An 18,028-nucleotide genomic window follows, 5' to 3' on the forward strand; every position below is an offset into this window, starting at 1 on the left:
CGTATGTTATGCGAAAATGTGAGCGGATAACAATTCACGCAGGATACAACTATGACAATGATTACGGATTCACTGGCCGTCGTATTACAACGTCGTGACTGGGAAAACCCTGGCGTTACCCAACTTAATCGCCTTGCGGCACATCCCCCTTTCGCCAGCTGGCGTAATAGCGAAGAGGCTCGCACCGATCGCCCTTCCCAAGAGTCGCGCAGCCTGAATGGTGAATGGCGCTTTGCCTGGTTTCCGGCACCAGAAGCGGTACCAGAAAGCTGGCTGGAGCGCGATCTTCCTGACGCCGATACTGTCATCGTCCCCTCAAACTGGCAGATGCACGGTTACGATGCGCCTATCTACACCAACGTGACCTATCCCATTGCGGTCAATCCGCCGTATGTTCCCACGGAGAATCCGACGGGTTGTTACTCGCTCACATTTAATGTTGATGAAAGCTGGCTACAGGAAGGCCAGACGCGAATTATTTTTGATGGTGTTAACTCGGCGTTTCATTTGTGGTGCAACGGGCGCTGGGTCGGTTACGGACAGGACAGTCGTTTGCCGTCTGAATTTGACCTGAGCGCATTTTTACACGCCGGAGAAAACCGCCTCGCGGTGATGGTGCTGCGCTGGAGTGACGGCAGTTATCTGGAAGATCAGGATATGTGGCGGATGAGCGGCATTTTCCGTGACGTCTCGTTGCTGCATAAACCGAGCACGCAAATCAGCGATTTCCATGTAGCCACTCACTTTAATGATGATTTCAGCCGCGCTGTACTGGAGGCAGACGTTCAGATGTACGGCGAGCTGCGCGATGAGCTGCGGGTGACGGTTTCTTTGTGGCAGGGTGAAACGCAGGTCGCCAGCGGCACCGCGCCTTTCGGCGGTGAAATTATCGATGAGCGTGGTGGTTATGCCGATCACGTCACCCTACGTCTGAACGTCGAAAACCCGAAACTGTGGAGCGCCGAAATCCCGAATCTCTATCGTGCGGTGGTTGAACTGCACACCGCCGACGGCACGCTGATTGAAGCAGAAGCCTGCGATGTCGGTTTCCGCGAGGTGCGGATTGAAAATGGTCTGCTGCTGCTGAACGGCAAGCCGTTGCTGATTCGCGGCGTTAACCGTCACGAGCATCATCCTCTGCATGGTCAGGTCATGGATGAGCAGACGATGGTGCAGGATATCCTGCTGATGAAGCAGAACAACTTTAACGCCGTGCGCTGTTCGCATTATCCGAACCATCCGCTGTGGTACACGCTGTGCGACCACTACGGCCTGTATGTGGTGGATGAAGCCAACATTGAAACCCACGGCATGGTGCCAATGAATCGTCTGACCGATGATCCGCGCTGGCTACCCGCGATGAGCGAACGCGTAACGCGAATGGTGCAGCGCGATCGTAATCACCCGAGTGTGATCATCTGGTCGCTGGGGAATGAATCAGGCCACGGCGCTAATCACGACGCACTCTATCGCTGGATCAAATCTGTCGATCCTTCCCGCCCGGTACAGTATGAAGGCGGCGGAGCCGACACCTTCGCAACCGATATTATTTGCCCGATGTACGCGCGCGTGGATGAAGACCAGCCCTTCCCGGCTGTGCCGAAATGGTCCATCAAAAAATGGCTTTCGTTGCCTGGAGAGACGCGCCCGCTGATCCTTTGCGAATACGCCCACGCGATGGGTAACAGTCTTGGCGGCTTCGCTAAATACTGGCAGGCGTTTCGTCAGTACCCCCGTTTACAGGGCGGCTTCGTCTGGGACTGGGTGGATCAGTCGCTGATTAAATATGATGAAAATGGCAATCCGTGGTCGGCTTACGGCGGTGATTTTGGCGATACGCCGAATGATCGCCAGTTCTGCATGAACGGTCTGGTCTTTGCAGACCGCACGCCGCATCCGGCGCTGACGGAAGCAAAACACCAGCAGCAGTTTTTCCAGTTCAGTTTATCCGGGCGAACCATCGAAGTGACCAGCGAATACCTGTTCCGTCATAGCGATAACGAGCTCCTGCACTGGATGGTGGCGCTGGATGGCAAGCCGCTGGCAAGCGGTGAAGTGCCTCTGGATGTCGCTCCACAAGGTAAACAGTTGATTGAACTGCCTGAACTACCGCAGCCGGAGAGCGCCGGACAACTCTGGCTAACGGTTCACGTAGTGCAACCGAACGCGACCACATGGTCAGCAGCCGGACACATCAGCGCCTGGCAGCAGTGGCGTCTGGCGGAAAACCTCAGCGTGACACTCCCCTCCGCGCCCCACGCCATCCCGCAACTGACCACCAGCGAAACGGATTTTTGCATCGAGCTGGATAATAAGCGTTGGCAATTTAACCGCCAGTCAGGCTTTCTTTCACAGATGTGGATTGGCGATAAAAAACAACTGCTGACGCCGCTGCGCGATCAGTTCACCCGCGCACCGCTGGATAACGACATTGGCGTAAGTGAAGCGACCCGCATTGACCCTAACGCCTGGGTCGAACGCTGGAAGGCGGCGGGCCATTACCAGGCCGAAGCAGCGTTGTTGCAGTGCACGGCAGATACGCTTGCCGACGCGGTGCTGATTACCACGGTCCACGCGTGGCAGCATCAGGGGAAAACCTTATTTATCAGCCGGAAAACCTACCGGATTGATGGAAGTGGTCAAATGGCGATTACCGTTGATGTTGAAGTGGCGAGCAATACGCCACATCCGGCGCGGATTGGCCTGACCTGCCAGCTGGCGCAGGTAGCAGAGCGGGTAAACTGGCTCGGATTAGGGCCGCAAGAAAACTATCCCGACCGCCTTACTGCGGCCTGTTTTGACCGCTGGGATCTGCCATTGTCAGACATGTATACCCCGTACGTCTTCCCGAGCGAAAACGGTCTGCGCTGCGGGACGCGCGAATTGAATTATGGCCCACACCAGTGGCGCGGCGACTTCCAGTTCAACATCAGCCGCTACAGTCAACAGCAACTGATGGAAACCAGCCATCGCCATCTGCTGCACGCGGAAGAAGGCACATGGCTGAATATCGACGGTTTCCATATGGGGATTGGTGGCGACGACTCCTGGAGCCCGTCAGTGTCGGCGGAATTCCACCTTAGCGCCGGTAGCTACCATTACCAGTTGCTCTGGTGTCAAAAATAATAATAACCGGGCAGGCCATGTCTGCCCGTATTTCGCGTAAGGAAATCCATTATGTACTATTTAAAAAACACAAACTTTTGGATGTTCGGTTTATTCTTTTTCTTTTACTTTTTTATCATGGGAGCCTACTTCCCGTTTTTCCCGATTTGGCTACATGACATCAACCATATCAGCAAAAGTGATACGGGTATTATTTTTGCCGCTATTTCTCTGTTCTCGCTATTATTCCAACCGCTGTTTGGTCTGCTTTCTGACAAACTCGGGCTGCGCAAATACCTGCTGTGGATTATTACCGGCATGTTAGTGATGTTTGCGCCGTTCTTTATTTTTATCTTCGGGCCACTGTTACAATACAACATTTTAGTAGGATCGATTGTTGGTGGTATTTATCTAGGCTTTTGTTTTAACGCCGGTGCGCCAGCAGTAGAGGCATTTATCGAGAAAGTCAGCCGTCGCAGTAATTTCGAATATGGTCGCGCGCGGATGTTTGGCTGTGTTGGCTGGGCGCTGTGTGCCTCGATTGTCGGCATCATGTTCACCATCAATAATCAGTTTGTTTTCTGGCTGGGTTCTGGCTGTGCATTCATCCTCGCCGTTTTACTCTTTTTCGCCAAAACGGATGCGCCCTCTTCTGCCACGGTTGCCAATGCGGTAGGTGCCAACCATTCGGCATTTAGCCTTAAGCTGGCGCTGGAACTGTTCAGACAGCCAAAACTGTGGTTTTTGTCACTGTATGTTATTGGCGTTTCCTGCACCTACGATGTTTTTGACCAACAGTTTGCTAATTTCTTTACTTCGTTCTTTGCTACCGGTGAACAGGGTACGCGGGTATTTGGCTACGTAACGACAATGGGCGAATTACTTAACGCCTCGATTATGTTTTTTGCGCCACTGATCATTAATCGCATCGGTGGGAAAAACGCCCTGCTGCTGGCTGGCACTATTATGTCAGTACGTATTATTGGCTCATCGTTCGCTACCTCAGCACTGGAAGTGGTTATTCTGAAAACGCTGCATATGTTTGAAGTACCGTTCCTGCTGGTGGGCTGCTTTAAATATATTACCAGCCAGTTTGAAGTGCGTTTTTCAGCGACGATTTATCTGGTCTGTTTCTGCTTCTTTAAGCAACTGGCGATGATTTTTATGTCTATTCTGGCGGGCAATATGTATGAAAGCATCGGTTTCCAGGGCGCTTACCTGGTGCTGGGTCTGGTGGCGCTGGGCTTCACCTTAATTTCCGTGTTCACGCTTAGCGGCCCCGGCCCACTTTCTCTGCTGCGTCGCCAGGTGAATGAAGTCGCTTAAGAAATTAATGTCGGATACGGCGCGAGCGCCTTATCCGACCAACTTATCAGGACGGAATGTTAAAAATGAACATGTCGATGACAGAAAAAATAAAAGCAGGCAAGCTATTTACCGATATGTGCGAAGGCTTACCTGAAAAAAGACTTCGTGGGAAAACATTAATGTATGAGTTCAATCACTCGCATCCATCAGAAGTTGAAAAAAGGGTAATGACTCCAACTTATTGATAGTGTTTTATGTTCAGATAATGCCCGATGACTTTGTCATGCAGCTCCACCGATTTTGTGAGCGACAGCGACTTCCGTCCCAGCCGTGCCAGGTGCTGCCTCAGATTCAGGTTATGCCGCTCAATTCGCTGCGTATATCGCTTGCTGATTACGTGCAGCTTTCCCTTCAGGCGGGATTCATACAGCGGCCAGCCATCCGTCATCCATATCACCACGTCAAAGGGTGACAGCAGGCTCATAAGACGCCCCAGCGTCGCCATAGTGCGTTCACCGAATACGTGCGCAAACCGTCTTCCGGAGCCTGTCATACGCGTAAAACAGCCAGCGCTGGCGCGATTTAGCCCCGACGTATCCCCACTGTTCGTCCATTTCCGCGCAGACGATGACGTCACTGCCCGGCTGTATGCGCGAGGTTACCGACTGCGGCCTGAGTTTTTTAAGTGACGTAAAATCGTGTTGAGGCCAACGCCCATAATGCGGGCGGTTGCCCGGCATCCAACGCCATTCATGGCCATATCAATGATTTTCTGGTGCGTACCGGGTTGAGAAGCGGTGTAAGTGAACTGCAGTTGCCATGTTTTACGGCAGTGAGAGCAGAGATAGCGCTGATGTCCGGCGGTGCTTTTGCCGTTACGCACCACCCCGTCAGTAGCTGAACAGGAGGGACAGCTGATAGAAACAGAAGCCACTGGAGCACCTCAAAAACACCATCATACACTAAATCAGTAAGTTGGCAGCATCACCTGGCAGCTGAAAGTATGAATAATAACGCCCTGACAGGATATTTTATTGCACCCTGTCAAAAGTCATACATTCTTTCCCGGTTTTTGCTTTCTCATACCGGATAACTCTATTTAAGGCTTAAGGATAACCTTCGTCCATCCTTCATCCCGCTCATCGAAGTGCTTATATCCGGCAGGAGCCTCTTCAAGCGAAAGACGATGAGAAATTATTTTGCCCGGACTGGCTTTATCGTGATGGATGAGGCGAGACAGCTGACGGTTATAGGCCTTAACGTTCGCCTGGCCGGTACGGATTGCCTGTCCTTTAAACCAGAAACTCCCAAAATCAAATGGCATCTTACCCTCTCTGGCAAGCTCCGATTCAGCCCCCGGATCCTGAGGAATAAAGACGCCAACCACACCAATTCCCCCGGTTGCTTTCGTCGACGCAACAAGACTGTTCATGGTGACAGAGTTATCTTCATGGCCATGTTTGTTACAGCACTGATAGCCAACACATTCGCAGCCACAATCCGTACCGCGTCCATCCGTCAGGTCGAGAATTTTTTGTACAGCTTCATCGCCAGTAGCATTGATGCCCGTCGCCCCCATTTTTTCAGCCAGAGCCAACCGGTCTGTGTGCGTATCAACCACAAACACCTGTGAAGCACCTTTAATGATCGCCGAATGAGCTGCCATCAAACCGACCGGCCCCGCGCCATAAATGGCCACGCTTTCACCAGGCTTCAATCCGGCAAGTTCTGTTGCATGCCAGCCGGTAGGAAAAATGTCAGAGAGCATCACATAATCATCTTCTTTTTCTGCCGCATCAGGGGGAAGAACAAGGCAGTTAAAGTCGGCAAATGGCACCCGAAGCAGTTCCGCCTGCCCCCCCTCCCAGGGACCCATTTCAGCAAAACCATAAGCTGCGCCTGCCGAACCTGGATTGGTAGTGAGACAAAAGCCGGTCAGACCTTTTTCACAGTTTTCGCAAAAACCACATCCCACGTTAAACGGCAGACAAACATAGTCGCCCACCTTAATACGTTCAACGCCTGAGCCAATTTCGACCACTTCACCCAGGTTTTCGTGACCCAGAATCCGTCCCTGTTCAAAGCTGGTCCGGCCCTCATACATGTGCAAGTCCGACCCACAAATGTTGGTGGTGGTGATGCGGACGAGTACATCCGTGGGGCGGACAATTTTCGCATCCGGTACGTCTTTTACTTTTACATCATAAGGACCGTTGTAAATTACTGCTTTCATGATCTTCTCCTTCTTGCGTGCGGAAAGGAAATGCTGCCCGGCGGATTGGGGTATCAATCGAGTTTAGCTGCCATAACAGATCTCGCGATCGGCGAAAGGACGATTAGGATGTTTCTTAACTAAGTGCATTGAAGTCTGTAAGACAGGTACTTACCGATGAAGGCTGCCTGGAAAACGTAAAAACATCACACGTTAATCCGGTTTTTTTAAGCAGGCAGGGGATTACGGACAGCTTTGAGCGAGAAGCGGATAAAGTAAATCTATCTCATTTCTGCATTGTGCCAGAAGTAGACATAGGTGAATTAGGTAACCCTAGTGAATCGCCACGGATAATCTAGACACTTCCGAGCCGTTGATAATACTGGTTTTCATATTCTGTCGGTGACATCTGTTCGCTAGAACCATGCCGACGCTTACTGTTATAAAACATTTCGATGTAATCAAAAATATCACTGCGGGCTTCTTCCCGCGTTCCGTAGATCTTTTTCTTTATCCGTTCACGTTTCAACAACTGGAAAAAACTTTCTGCAACCGCATTATCATGGCAGTTACCGCGACGGCTCATGCTACCCTCCAGGCCGTGTGATTTCAGGAACGACTGCCACTCATGGCTTGTGTACTGACTGCCCTGATCCGAATGAACCAGCACCTGTTTTTCGGGATTACGCCGCCATACAGCCATCAGCAGTGCGTTCAGGACAATGTCCTTTGTCATCCGGGATTGCATGGACCAGCCGATAATTTTGCGTGAGAACAGATCAACAACAACGGCAAGATACAGCCAGCCTTCGTGGGTCCTGATGTAGGTTATGTCCGTTACCCAACGCTCATCAGGAGCATCCGGATTGAACTGTCGCTGGAGCCTGTTGGGTGACACGATACTGGCCTCGCCTTTACGTGCCCGCGGGCTTCGGTATCCGACCTGAGCCTTTATTCCGACACGTTTCATCAGTCTCCAGACTCTGTTTACTCCGCACTGTTGCCCGCTGTCACGCAGATCCAGATGGATTTTGCGATAACCATAGACGCATCCCGATTCCAGCCAGAACTGTTTAATCTGTCCTGTCAGTCTCAGGTCTGCCTGATGGCGTTGTGAATGCGGCTGCTGAAGCCAGGCGTAAAAACCACTGGGATGAACATCCAGCACCCGACAGAGCAGGCGAACAGGCCAGCAACAGGAGTTGTCACGGATAAAGGCGTACCTCAGTCGGACAGCTTTGCGAAGTACGCCGCGGCTTTCCTGAGAAACTCCCGGTTCACACGCATAATTCAGGATCTTGCTGGAGAGAGTAACCCAGTGATTTTGCTCTTCGCTTAAGTCCATCAAGTACGCGACTACGGTAGCGTTCTTCATAATAATCCGCGCCAGGATCGACATATTTCTGACCATACTTCAGGGCATTGTAGAACAGTATTGCCAGTTTTCTTGCCGTTGCAGTGACTGCTTTTGCTTTCCCGATACGGGATGATAATCGACGATAGAAAGCGCCTAACGCGGTATCGCTCCGACCAATTGTTGTGGCTGCCAGCCTGAGTGCGGCAGCGATTCGACTGGATGAACGACGCGTTTTCGAGGACAGTACTTTTCCACCGGAGATCTTGTTCCCCGGAGACAAACATAGCCACGAGGTAAAATGGCTCGCATCCGGCCAGCGACTCATGTCAGTACCGCATTCGGCAACAAATTTTAGTGCCAGATAAGGTCCAAACCCATGTATCTGTGTCAGGTCTGCTCCGGTAATTTTCCAGAGTAACGGTCTGACATCAAAGGAAAGCTGATTGGGTTGTTTTGTACGATGTCTGGCGGGGGGCAATACTCCTTCCGGCTCTTTAATTTCGGTACTGAGTTGCAATAATGAAGTTTCGATTTGATCATCACACTCACAGATCTTTTCCTGGTAAAAATCGAAAAATGCCACCGACTGTTCAAGTTCAAAAAGATGCTCAGGCTGCCAGTTCCCTGTCAGTGCCTGCTGAAGTACTTCAGGCGTCTTCTTACATCTGACATCACGATACTGGATCAATATTGAAGGATCGCGCTCACCACTGACAATAGCTCTGACGATTGAAAGACCGGTAACGCCAGTGATATCCGATACGGCATGATGTAATTGCACATTCATCTGCATCAACGCCTTCTGCATATGCTGGATATGCGCAGCCCGGTATTCAGTCAGGCGTTCCCGTTGTCTCAAATAAGACCTGAGTACGGAAATGTCGTGTTCAGGTCTGAAACTGGCCCGGAGAAGACCAAATGAATGCAGTTTCTGCAGCCACTGTGCGTCGTTGACATCAGTCTTGCGACCGGGAACATTTTTTGCGTCTCTGGCATTAACAAGGATCACATTGAAACCCGCAGCTTCAAGGATCTCAAAAGCAGGCAACCAGTAAATGCCTGTGGACTCCATGGCGACGGTCGTAATGTGACAGGTTTTGAGCCAATCGGACATCCGATGAAGGTCGCCGGTGAAACTTTGAAAAGTTCTGACCGGCTCGGCGTCAGCATCAGGCGGTACGGCGACAACGTGGAATTCAGCGCCAATATCAACGCCCGCAGCATGAGGATGGACAATAGACATTCGGGAGGATTTTTTCATGGAAATCTCCTTGCTCATTTCGATGAACGAAGGAGGGGACGACGGAGAAATCACCTTCCTGAACGGGATCAAAGTCACCACTGTCGGATCCGCCACAGTCCCTGAACCATGTTTTTTTACGGGGTCATACCACCAAAAGGCCGACGGCTGCTTCCTTCGTTAAATTAGCCTGCCAACTTCTCCGGGGAGTTTCTGAGACTCAGGACAGGGTTTGACCCATGGACAGTTTTTTAATATGTCCCGTTCGTCGGTAACCCGTTTCAGCTCTTTCTGGAGACGGCGGATCTCGGCCTGAGCATCTGACTGTTCTTTATTAGTGGAAGAATCCGGACCGTACTTCTTTATCCAGGCATAAAGGCTGTGGGTGGTGATATCGAGACGTGTTGCAACGCTGGCAACAGAATAACCGCGATCAACAACCTGTTTGACTGCTTCAGTTTTAAACTCTTCAGGATAACGCTTACCGCTCATGGGCACCTCTCTTTAAGTCATCTTAAATGACTCTGAGGTGTCTGTTAAACGCGTGGCGATTCACCTCGCGTCCTTCCGTTCAGTATAGCCTCAGTCCCTGACACCACCCGAGAACGGAATGACGTCCCCTTTCTCCCTCCCGGTGTTGCGTTCAAGCTCCCTGACATACTGCTGTAAAAGTATAAGGTTATGTAACAGCTCTACATTTTCAGCCATCATCTTTTTGATTTCTTCCCTCAGCTCATTTCTCTGACGGCGATACTTTTCTTTCAGCTTGATCTGCTGCTCAATGCCCTGCTCATCAACCGGCGCGGTGCCCTGGCACGTTTTTTTCAGACTGCGGATAGCCTCCCTGACCTGCCTGTACTCAGGACAGTTATAATTCAGGGTGCCGTTTGCCAGCCCCGCTCGTTTTTCCACAGCATACTGGCTGATACGCTCCCCTGATAACATCAGTTCCCTCAGGGCCTGCTCTGCTCTTGCCTGTGTTTTTTTAACCCCCGACTGTTCGTTCGTCATGCTCTATTCATCCTTTTCAAAAAAGCGGACAGCATCTGCATAAAAATCTCTCTCAAGCATCAGAAAATCCCTGTCAGCCTGAGGAGCATTATTTCGCACGGCAATCTCCAGAAGGTTGTCATAATGAGCCATCCTGCGTTTCCACACGGGAACAGAATCAGCTCCGGCCAGCATGTTCTCACATCCCGGATTGCAGGACGCTGACTGAACAACCGCCTTAAACTCGCAGTCATGGCCATTCATGCAATAAAAACCGTTTCCAAGAGATACCAGTTTTTGCCCGCCTCGTTTAGCCATGCTCATCGCTTTTTTCAGTGTAGGAAACGTCATCTGATGTAAGTGCCCACCTCTCTGGGACATCAGTAACTTCCCGCCTTCGCCATAAAGCAGGCCTTCATGCTGATAAGAAACAGCCCTGGAAGCTGAGAGTTCGGTATCAACCCTTTCAATCTCGGCAGCGAATGCCTGAGGGATCGCCCGGCTAAAATGCGAAGCGTTGAGTGCACCGGACATATACCACTCCGTCATGCCTCTGATTAAGTGCTTAAACTGCCGGATAAGATCATTAGTAGAAATCAGATCAAGACGCCTGAGGTGTACAGCAAGTGAACGGCGAAACTGATGGGTTCGCAATGGCCAGAAAGCCCCCTCCCGAATCTCCATCGCAACGCGTTCATCATCACGTATGTTTGGATTTAAAAGCCTGAACTCATCAATATGGTCACGTCGGATGAACAGATGGTGTCTTTTCACAAATTTCTTTGCCCACTCAGTCTGGCGCTGCGTCCCCATAAAAGAGAGTTTTTGCTCCGAGAACCACGACCTGATATTTAAAGACAATGGAACATTGTCCAGCGTCTTCCCGTCCAGGCCTGTCATGATTTGATTAATTCTGCGTAAATGCTGAAAAGGCTTTTCCACATAGCGACAAACAACCCAGTCTTCGTGACTTCCACCTTCCGGGGCGAACTTATGCAACACCGAACGAAGTCCCAGGATATCACCATCATAAATCAGTGAACCGTGCATCACGCCAAGCACTTCGCTGTGTCTCATCCCCGACATGGCCTGTATCACATTCATGACTTTTAACGTCAGCTCAAAATGCCAGGTGTTCAGCTTTATGTGATCAACGCCAATAAAATCAGATCTCCAGCGCTTATTTTTATGTACCGAGAACCAGCCCTGCATCCCGGGGCCAAGTGTCGCGAAAAGCGCCCGAATTTCCCCGGCAACAATATTGTAGTAATACGCGGCCCGGTAATCCGGTATGCTTTTTGCTGTCCCTCTTTTACGGGCTTCCAGCATCGACGTATAGTAAGGCGAATCATAAAAACCGTTTATGATAGCGCACAGCCGGGAAAACCCGTCAAAATCGAAATCACTGATTTCAGCATCCAGTTCAGTAATCAGCCCTTCCCAGACAGACATCATAAGACTGAAAGGCATACAATATGTCTGGTTTGAATCATCCACACTGTTGTAACTGTCGAAGCTAATATCAGGAAAGTAACCGTATTTTCGAAGACGGGTATGACCTGTCAGCGAGATATCCGCCAGGTCCATAAAGTAATTACGTAATGTTCTTTCAGAACGCTTCCTGCCGTGCTCATCCTCCTCCTTCATCTTTACAATGAAAGCATTCCGGACAAGCGGAAAACGAAGCTGAAACAGACTGCGATACCCCATAGACTCAATAATACGGGCTCCCGCCACAATGTTTGCACATTTCCGGATCAGTGACTGCGTCTTCGCGGTCCTGCCGACAATCCAGAGCAGGCTGGCTGAGATGATTTTGGCTTCAAGACGCAGTTCAGGATCCCGTATGCCTGAAAAATTAACGGTTCTTAACGTTTCACCAATATGGGTTCTGACATAGCGATTGGTCCAGACATCATCCCTGAAATAAATATTCAGCGTCTCCTCATTGATAAAACGCATATCATGTTCATCTGAGCTGGCGATAACCAGGCAGTTATTCAGACGTTCAAAGCTTTTGTTTTCTAGTGCCTCACAGATGATATCCTCAGTCGGAAACTCATCCCCTGAACGAAGCGGCGTTCCGGCAGGAAACTCCGCCATTCGACTACGGCTTACCTCTTTTTTCTTCAAATCTGCCATACCGGAGCCACACCTTCTCGCTGAAGTTTAACGCGCGCTTTTTTCAGGGTCGCCTCATCTACCAGCCCAAGCCGTAAATCAATCTTCAGGAGTAACGTTTCATAACGCTCCACAGCATTGACCGAACCGATGTACAACGGTTTTCCATACTCGATAGCATGCCTGAATGACAGCAGGAGCCATACAGACTCCAGCGTTTCCACAACGCAACTTTTTGAACATTCGACACAATGAGAAAAATCCGCACAAGCCTTTGGTGTCCGGCCAAATCGTTTTTGCTTTTTTATAAAGCGCAATTCAATATCTGTAGGCGGCTCCTGCGATCGACATCCCAGGCCATTCAATAAAAGATCCACACCCTCATCGCTTCCACGCAGATCGATCCCCAGCTCATCAGCAACTTTTACCCGCTCGGATAACGCACGTGTCGCAATCCCCTGATTCATAAGCGTATCAAGTGCAGCACTGAAGTTTTCCTTCGCCCCCTGTGGGTTACCTGCAGCATAATTCCGCCTGTAAGTGCCCCAGTTATGCTGTGCTTTTTCCGCCGTAATCAGACCATTCTTTAATGTTCTGTCCGTATACTGCTCAGACGTTTTGCGCAAGCCAGAAACGGTAATTGATGGAAGCGAGGGATTAAGCTGCCGCATCGTGGCCCACGCCCCCTCAGAGTTAGAAAATTTAGTCAGATGACTGGGATTAAGAGAATAAAGCTTACGGAATTTCACCTGCGGCTCACTCAGAAACAGCGCCTGTACCGGAGGGAAGTTATCTGCGGAAACCAGATAGTTAACGATGTCGTCCCTGAGCCTGATAAAAGACAGAAACCAGTAATAGCCCGCACGTTTGGTCACATACTCCGATTTACCTATCGTCAGACGTATATACTTATTCGCTCTCCCCTTATAAACATAATCAGTGCTGATACCCTTTTCATCCAGATGTATATCATCCCGCGTCAGACCCAGAACCTGAGAGGTGTTTCCCCATGTGTGGTAACAGAACAGAAAAAAAGAAGTAAGAAAGTAATTTTCCAGAACGTCCCTGATGATGATCTCTGCCCTGCTGACCCCGTTCTCTCCCGGATACCGGAAATACGCTTCATAAACAGGTGCCAGCAAAGACGGTGAGAAATGCCGCACCCCTTTTTCCGATTTAGCGATATGCTCCCGGATACATCCCGCAAGGAACTCATTCATGGATGACAACTGCCTCAGGATCTCGGAAAGTTCATTCCTGGTATAGCTATCCCTTCCCTGCTGCTGATACGTTCCTTTCGGTAAGAATTCATATTCATACCGCCTCTGAATCTGCCCGCCCGTAAGCAAAAACCGGTTGACCACGGACAAGTAGTGTCTTGCCATCCTGACTGAAATTTTTCGCCGACGAATATCGTTCATGAGATGTTTAATATACATTTCAACGCCTTCAGCCGTGCCATAGTCATACTGATTGACTGACTGCCATATAAAAAACATATTGAGATAACGGAAAATGGTTAACCTTCCGGCGGGACGGTAAGACAGAAGAAATCGTTTCAGAGAGGCAATAAAATCGCGTTTTTCAGGGCGGGCAAGATGCGAATGTTCACTAAACCATCCGGGGAGCAACACATAATCTGAAAAATGAGCCTGAAGATAAACGTCAAGTAAATAATATCGGTTCAGATCCCGCTGAGTGATGTGTCCGCTGACCGTCTCCCATGACAGCACATTTTCGGCCATCCACGTTATCTGCGTTTCACTCCGGCTCATATATGGCTCCATCGCGACCTGCAGCACCGTCAATCAATGCGTCCATGACCCCGGCGACTGCATCAGAAATCTGGTTTTGCTGAAGAAAGACGATGTATTTCATCGTCGTATTTTCGCTTTTATGGCCCATCCAGTATTTTACTGTACCCAGCGCATTTGCGGCCTGATCGGGATAGCAACTCAGTGCCGAGCGTAAAAAATGGGTCGCAAACGTTGCCCGCAAATCATGGGGTTTATGTCTGAACACATTTCCCGGAGCAGACCGGGCCAGGCGATGGCGAAAACTGTACCAGCGGGAGTAAAAGGCTTTTTCAGACATCCGTTTCCCGTTTGCCATTAAAAATAAAGGCTCGTGCCGCCCTTCCCCACCCTGTCGTGCACGCCATTTTTGGATCTTCTTTTCATACTCCTCATCCGCCAGATAATCCAGAACCTGCTCGTACAATCGTCTGGTGATGAAGAGTTCTCGCGTCATCCCAAACTTCGTATGAACTCCGCATCTCGGACCAATATGAAGCCCCCTGATGGTCAACTCAGATACAGGGACACTGGCAAGGTACTCTTCAGTAAAGAGTGACGACGGCAGGGTCAGCATTTCATCCAGCCGTAGCCCACAATTTTTCATCAGCACAATCATTAAACTGAACAACCCGGACTCAGATTTCAGTGCCTCATCCAGGATATGAACCTCTGCATCATTCAGTGGGTTGATTGTCCTTTTTGTTGTGCTGGTTATCCTGATGGCAAGATCCGAACTTATCACCTTGCGTCGCCCGTCAACGACTTTTTCGACCAACGTAAAAAATGAGCTGGCAGCCAGCTCACCACACTTGCCCAGAAATACGTAAAACCGTCGGATAACGCTGATGTACACCGCCGCGGTGGATGAGGCGATGCGCCCCTGCCTTACGGCCCCCAGAAGATACTCCCTGAAGCCATATGTAGGGCTTTGGTATTTCAACGTTCCCGGGGTGAAAGGGTCAAGTCCGTTATCCTCCAGCCACCTTATCCAGCGTAAAAATGCCCGGGCTAAAGGCTTTAAATCCCTGGCCTGCAGGATAGCTTTATCCATAAGATAAAAGTGTACATATCGGCTCAGTTTTCGATTCTGGATGCCGCTAATATAAGGTATTTCAGCATACAGAAATCCGGGTTCAAATTTCAGTTTCGGCTCTGTTGCATCCAGTTTGCTGACACGCCCATAACGCGCATGAATGTTAGTGATTATCCTCACAGTCTGTCGCCCTGAAACGCCACCTCATGCCTACACTATAAATCCGGAAGAAGAAAAAACAAACAACCAGGTTGCCGGGAGTGAATATGCAAATCAGGAGGAAAGTAAAAGATGTAACGACACCATCACGATGCAATACATTGACCTCAACACGTTACCCGGACCATACGTGATAAACATCACAAATCCTTTGAGTGAAGAACTTAAGATGTGATTTTCATTTCCCGGCACAAACCGTGCCCTTAAAAAACAGGCAACGGATACATCTTAATGCCAGAAGTAAACCTTAATTGATTGAATACAGCCTGAGTCCATTGCAAAAATAACACACAGGGTAAATTCGCATATACAGAACCCAACGAAAAGCAAAAGAAACCTGTAACACATTTCGTTTACCTGTCACTTTCAATTGTAAAAGCCAGCAGAAAAAGCGCATATAACTATATTTATCCCTGCGGGGACTTTTGTTTGTGCTATATATTTTTTACAGAGAACCGCAACGCGTCCAAACACAAGAATATATTTACCTCTGGAAAATGGTCTGACTCCCTTTCACGTGGTTGTAGTGACCTGTTCTGTGATTCATGTAATGTCTTTTCTGGATGAGGAAAATATGTCATCACTGATATTTTATACAGACGAAGCACAAGCACTGATTGTAACAGATACCCTTGCCGTCACCGATAATGGGGAGCCGTTATCTTTTGTTTCCAAAGCAGGTTACATCCCCCAGCTAAGAACCATCATAGCAGGAACGGGGGCAGGTGGATTTTCTAACACCTGGTTGCTTGAAGCATCAACCAGAATGGTCGTATCAGGTATACAAAATCTCAATTATCATACATCGGCCTGTCTAAGGAGGCTGTGGAAACAATACAAGCATGACCATGCAATTCCCTCTTCTTCAACGGTGACAACCAGTGTTTATCAGTTCGCAATTTGCGAGGAAACAGGAAATATCGTTTCGTTCGCCTATCGCTCAGTCCATGATTTCGAATCAGAGCAATTACAATACGGAACAGGAGTAAAACCTGAGTGCCAAATCTTGGATGGGGATTTGTTGCAGACAATTCCTGTAATGATGAATGAACAAAGGGCTATACAGGCGACATACCCACACCCGGAACGGATCCATATTGGCGGTGAGATGATTGCGCATTATCTGACATCATCTATGTATCAATGCTTTAAGATTGGGGAATTTGAGGATTTCAGAACTCAGGGAGAGTATATATTGAGCAGGATTTAGGCAAAACGCGGTTCAGATAAAGTGCTTTTAACAGGCTTGCTGAACATTAAAAGGATATCTCTCAATTACGATGAATAGCTTGAATTCTAAAAATAGAAAAGTAGAGTTTAACTCTAAATACATAAAAACAAGAGTAAATGAGCACCCGCCGAAGCAGCCGCGCATGATGTTGATTGAGAAACGGATCATCTCGTAAGCCGGAATACGGCTGTTGCCATATGACGGATGCGGCACACGCTTGTACGGCAGAGCAAAGACGCTGTCCATCTCTTCGGTAGAGAGCGGGATCGCCGGTGGGTTAACCCAGATATAGCGCTCGCCGTGCTTTTGCATCAGCGCTCGCGCGCAGCCGGGGTTGGTTTCATGGTGTAAGATGCGCGATGCGTGGGCGTAGAGTACTTTATCGCTTTTTACTTTTTCGTAAGACGGCAGCAGCACATAGGTTTTTTCCCACGGCTTCGGACGCGGCGGCTGCACCACCACGGCCTTTGCTTCCGCTTTCTTCGGCTCAACCGGTTTGTTATCCGCGCACGGCAGATCGTCACCGTACGGATGTGGGATAGGGTCGATTTTGCCCGGCATATCGATAATGCGGGAATCCACCCCGCTCCAGCCCGGCAGCGCCTCTTTCACCATGATCGCGGTGTTGCGCACGTCGCGGATCTCGCTGACCGGTTCACCCTGCGCCAGGCGATGCGCCACCTCCACCAGCGGACGCTCGCCGTTGCCGAAGATCAGCATGTCGGCTTTCGAATCCACCAGCACCGAACGGCGCACGGTATCAGACCAGTAGTCGTAGTGTGCGGTGCGGCGCAGGCTCGCCTCGATGCCGCCCAGGATCACCGGCACGTCTTTCCATGCTTCTTTGCATCGCTGGGTGTAGACGAGGGTCGCGCGATCGGGACGTTTACCCGCCACGTTGTCAGCCGTGTAAGCGTCGTCATGGCGCAGCTTACGGTCGGCGGTATAGCGGTTGATCATCGAGTCCATGTTGCCCGCGGTCACGCCGAAGAACAGGTTAGGCTTGCCCAGACGCATAAAGTCGTCTTTGCTGTTCCAGTCAGGCTGGGAGATGATCCCCACGCGGAAGCCCTGGGCTTCAAGCATACGGCCACAGATCGCCATGCCAAAGCTCGGGTGATCGACATACGCATCGCCCGTCACCAGAATGATATCGCAGCTGTCCCAGCCCAGTTGATCCATCTCTTCCCGGGACATCGGCAGGAACGGCGCCGGTCCAAAGCAGGCTGCCCAGTACTGGGGCCAGGAGAAGAGGTCGCGATCCGGCTGGATCAGGGAAATAGCGCTCATAATGCTTCCGAAGAAAAAATAGACAAAAGGAGCGGGATTATACGCTGGTTTACCGGGGGAAATGAAGGGGTATTGTGCGGGCTGTTGCCCTCACCCCAACCCTCTCCCACAGGGAGAGGGAGAAAG

10 protein-coding genes and 5 pseudogenes are annotated in these 18,028 nt (G+C 50.0%); 4 read left to right on the plus strand and 11 right to left on the minus strand.

What is annotated here, in order from left to right; all coding sequences use genetic code 11:
* Nucleotides 1-51: 51 nt before the first annotated feature.
* The 3 genes and pseudogenes from lacZ to L463_RS0122435 form a co-directional block, all read left to right on the plus strand.
* Nucleotides 52-3,126, plus strand: a complete 3,075-nt coding sequence (lacZ, locus tag L463_RS22360) for a beta-galactosidase (protein WP_007894989.1) — start codon at nt 52-54, stop codon at nt 3,124-3,126.
* A gap of 51 nt (nt 3,127-3,177) precedes the next feature.
* Entirely contained in the window at nt 3,178-4,431 is a 1,254-nt protein-coding gene (lacY, locus tag L463_RS22355) for a lactose permease (protein ID WP_003846917.1), read from the plus strand.
* A gap of 65 nt (nt 4,432-4,496) precedes the next feature.
* Nucleotides 4,497-4,637: pseudogene (locus tag L463_RS0122435) on the plus strand (maltose acetyltransferase domain-containing protein); the annotation flags it as partial.
* A 14-nt stretch (nt 4,638-4,651) separates the two neighbouring features.
* On the opposite strand, the pseudogene L463_RS24700 reads toward L463_RS0122435, so the two are convergent.
* The 10 genes and pseudogenes from L463_RS24700 to L463_RS22315 all read right to left on the minus strand — a co-directional run bounded on the left by L463_RS24700 (nt 4,652) and on the right by L463_RS22315 (nt 15,342).
* A pseudogene (locus tag L463_RS24700) lies at nt 4,652-5,153 on the minus strand (IS1 family transposase).
* Complete coding sequence (locus L463_RS24535) at nt 5,072-5,347, minus strand: IS1-like element transposase (RefSeq protein WP_000179213.1); 276 nt, start codon at nt 5,345-5,347, stop codon at nt 5,072-5,074. Before L463_RS24535 ends, L463_RS24700 begins: the two are co-directional and overlap by 82 nt.
* 165 nt (nt 5,348-5,512) lie before the next feature.
* Nucleotides 5,513-6,646: a glutathione-independent formaldehyde dehydrogenase gene (locus L463_RS22345; protein WP_017384068.1), complete on the minus strand. Its 1,134-nt coding sequence runs from the start codon at nt 6,644-6,646 to the stop codon at nt 5,513-5,515.
* 334 nt (nt 6,647-6,980) lie between these two features.
* A pseudogene (locus tag L463_RS0122440) lies at nt 6,981-7,904 on the minus strand (IS3 family transposase); the annotation flags it as partial.
* On the minus strand, nt 7,903-9,243 hold the full coding sequence (locus tag L463_RS22340) for an IS110 family RNA-guided transposase (RefSeq protein WP_180242000.1): 1,341 nt from the start codon (nt 9,241-9,243) through the stop codon (nt 7,903-7,905). The gene L463_RS22340 and the pseudogene L463_RS0122440, both read right to left, overlap by 2 nt.
* A gap of 228 nt (nt 9,244-9,471) precedes the next feature.
* Nucleotides 9,472-9,714 (minus strand): annotated as a pseudogene (locus L463_RS22335) (transposase); the annotation flags it as partial.
* Nucleotides 9,715-9,804: 90 nt separating this feature from the next.
* Nucleotides 9,805-10,233, minus strand: coding sequence for a hypothetical protein (locus L463_RS22330; protein ID WP_017384060.1), 429 nt, complete (start codon nt 10,231-10,233; stop codon nt 9,805-9,807).
* Between the two features lie 3 nt (nt 10,234-10,236).
* Complete coding sequence (locus L463_RS22325) at nt 10,237-12,354, minus strand: hypothetical protein (RefSeq protein WP_017384059.1); 2,118 nt, start codon at nt 12,352-12,354, stop codon at nt 10,237-10,239.
* Complete coding sequence (locus L463_RS22320) at nt 12,342-14,108, minus strand: hypothetical protein (RefSeq protein ID WP_007897920.1); 1,767 nt, start codon at nt 14,106-14,108, stop codon at nt 12,342-12,344. The genes L463_RS22325 and L463_RS22320 overlap by 13 nt, the downstream gene beginning before the upstream one ends.
* Nucleotides 14,095-15,342 carry a tyrosine-type recombinase/integrase gene (locus L463_RS22315; protein ID WP_007897923.1) on the minus strand — a complete coding sequence of 416 codons (1,248 nt, stop codon included), beginning with the start codon at nt 15,340-15,342 and terminating at the stop codon, nt 14,095-14,097. The genes L463_RS22320 and L463_RS22315 overlap by 14 nt, the downstream gene beginning before the upstream one ends.
* Before the next feature lie 613 nt (nt 15,343-15,955).
* On the opposite strand from L463_RS22315, the gene L463_RS22310 reads away from it, so the two are divergent.
* Nucleotides 15,956-16,591, plus strand: coding sequence for a hypothetical protein (locus L463_RS22310; RefSeq protein WP_012477419.1), 636 nt, complete (start codon nt 15,956-15,958; stop codon nt 16,589-16,591).
* A 135-nt stretch (nt 16,592-16,726) separates the two neighbouring features.
* On the opposite strand, the pseudogene L463_RS22305 reads toward L463_RS22310, so the two are convergent.
* Nucleotides 16,727-17,902, minus strand: a pseudogene (locus tag L463_RS22305) (YgiQ family radical SAM protein); the annotation flags it as partial.
* Nucleotides 17,903-18,028: the final 126 nt, after the last annotated feature.

The sequence above is a fragment of the Enterobacter sp. BIDMC 27 genome (genome assembly GCF_000534415.1).
Classification (GTDB): Bacteria; Pseudomonadota; Gammaproteobacteria; order Enterobacterales; family Enterobacteriaceae; genus Enterobacter; species Enterobacter hormaechei_C.

Coding starts and splice junctions, on each gene's coding strand:
- L463_RS22320 (WP_007897920.1), bottom strand. CDS start 14,108: ATGAGCCGGAGTGAAACGCAGATAACGTGGATGGCCGAAAATGTGCTG.
- lacY (WP_003846917.1), top strand. CDS start 3,178: ATGTACTATTTAAAAAACACAAACTTTTGGATGTTCGGTTTATTCTTT.
- lacZ (WP_007894989.1), top strand. CDS start 52: ATGACAATGATTACGGATTCACTGGCCGTCGTATTACAACGTCGTGAC.
- L463_RS22345 (WP_017384068.1), bottom strand. CDS start 6,646: ATGAAAGCAGTAATTTACAACGGTCCTTATGATGTAAAAGTAAAAGAC.
- L463_RS22330 (WP_017384060.1), bottom strand. CDS start 10,233: ATGACGAACGAACAGTCGGGGGTTAAAAAAACACAGGCAAGAGCAGAG.
- L463_RS22340 (WP_180242000.1), bottom strand. CDS start 9,243: ATGAAAAAATCCTCCCGAATGTCTATTGTCCATCCTCATGCTGCGGGC.
- L463_RS22325 (WP_017384059.1), bottom strand. CDS start 12,354: ATGGCAGATTTGAAGAAAAAAGAGGTAAGCCGTAGTCGAATGGCGGAG.
- L463_RS22310 (WP_012477419.1), top strand. CDS start 15,956: ATGTCATCACTGATATTTTATACAGACGAAGCACAAGCACTGATTGTA.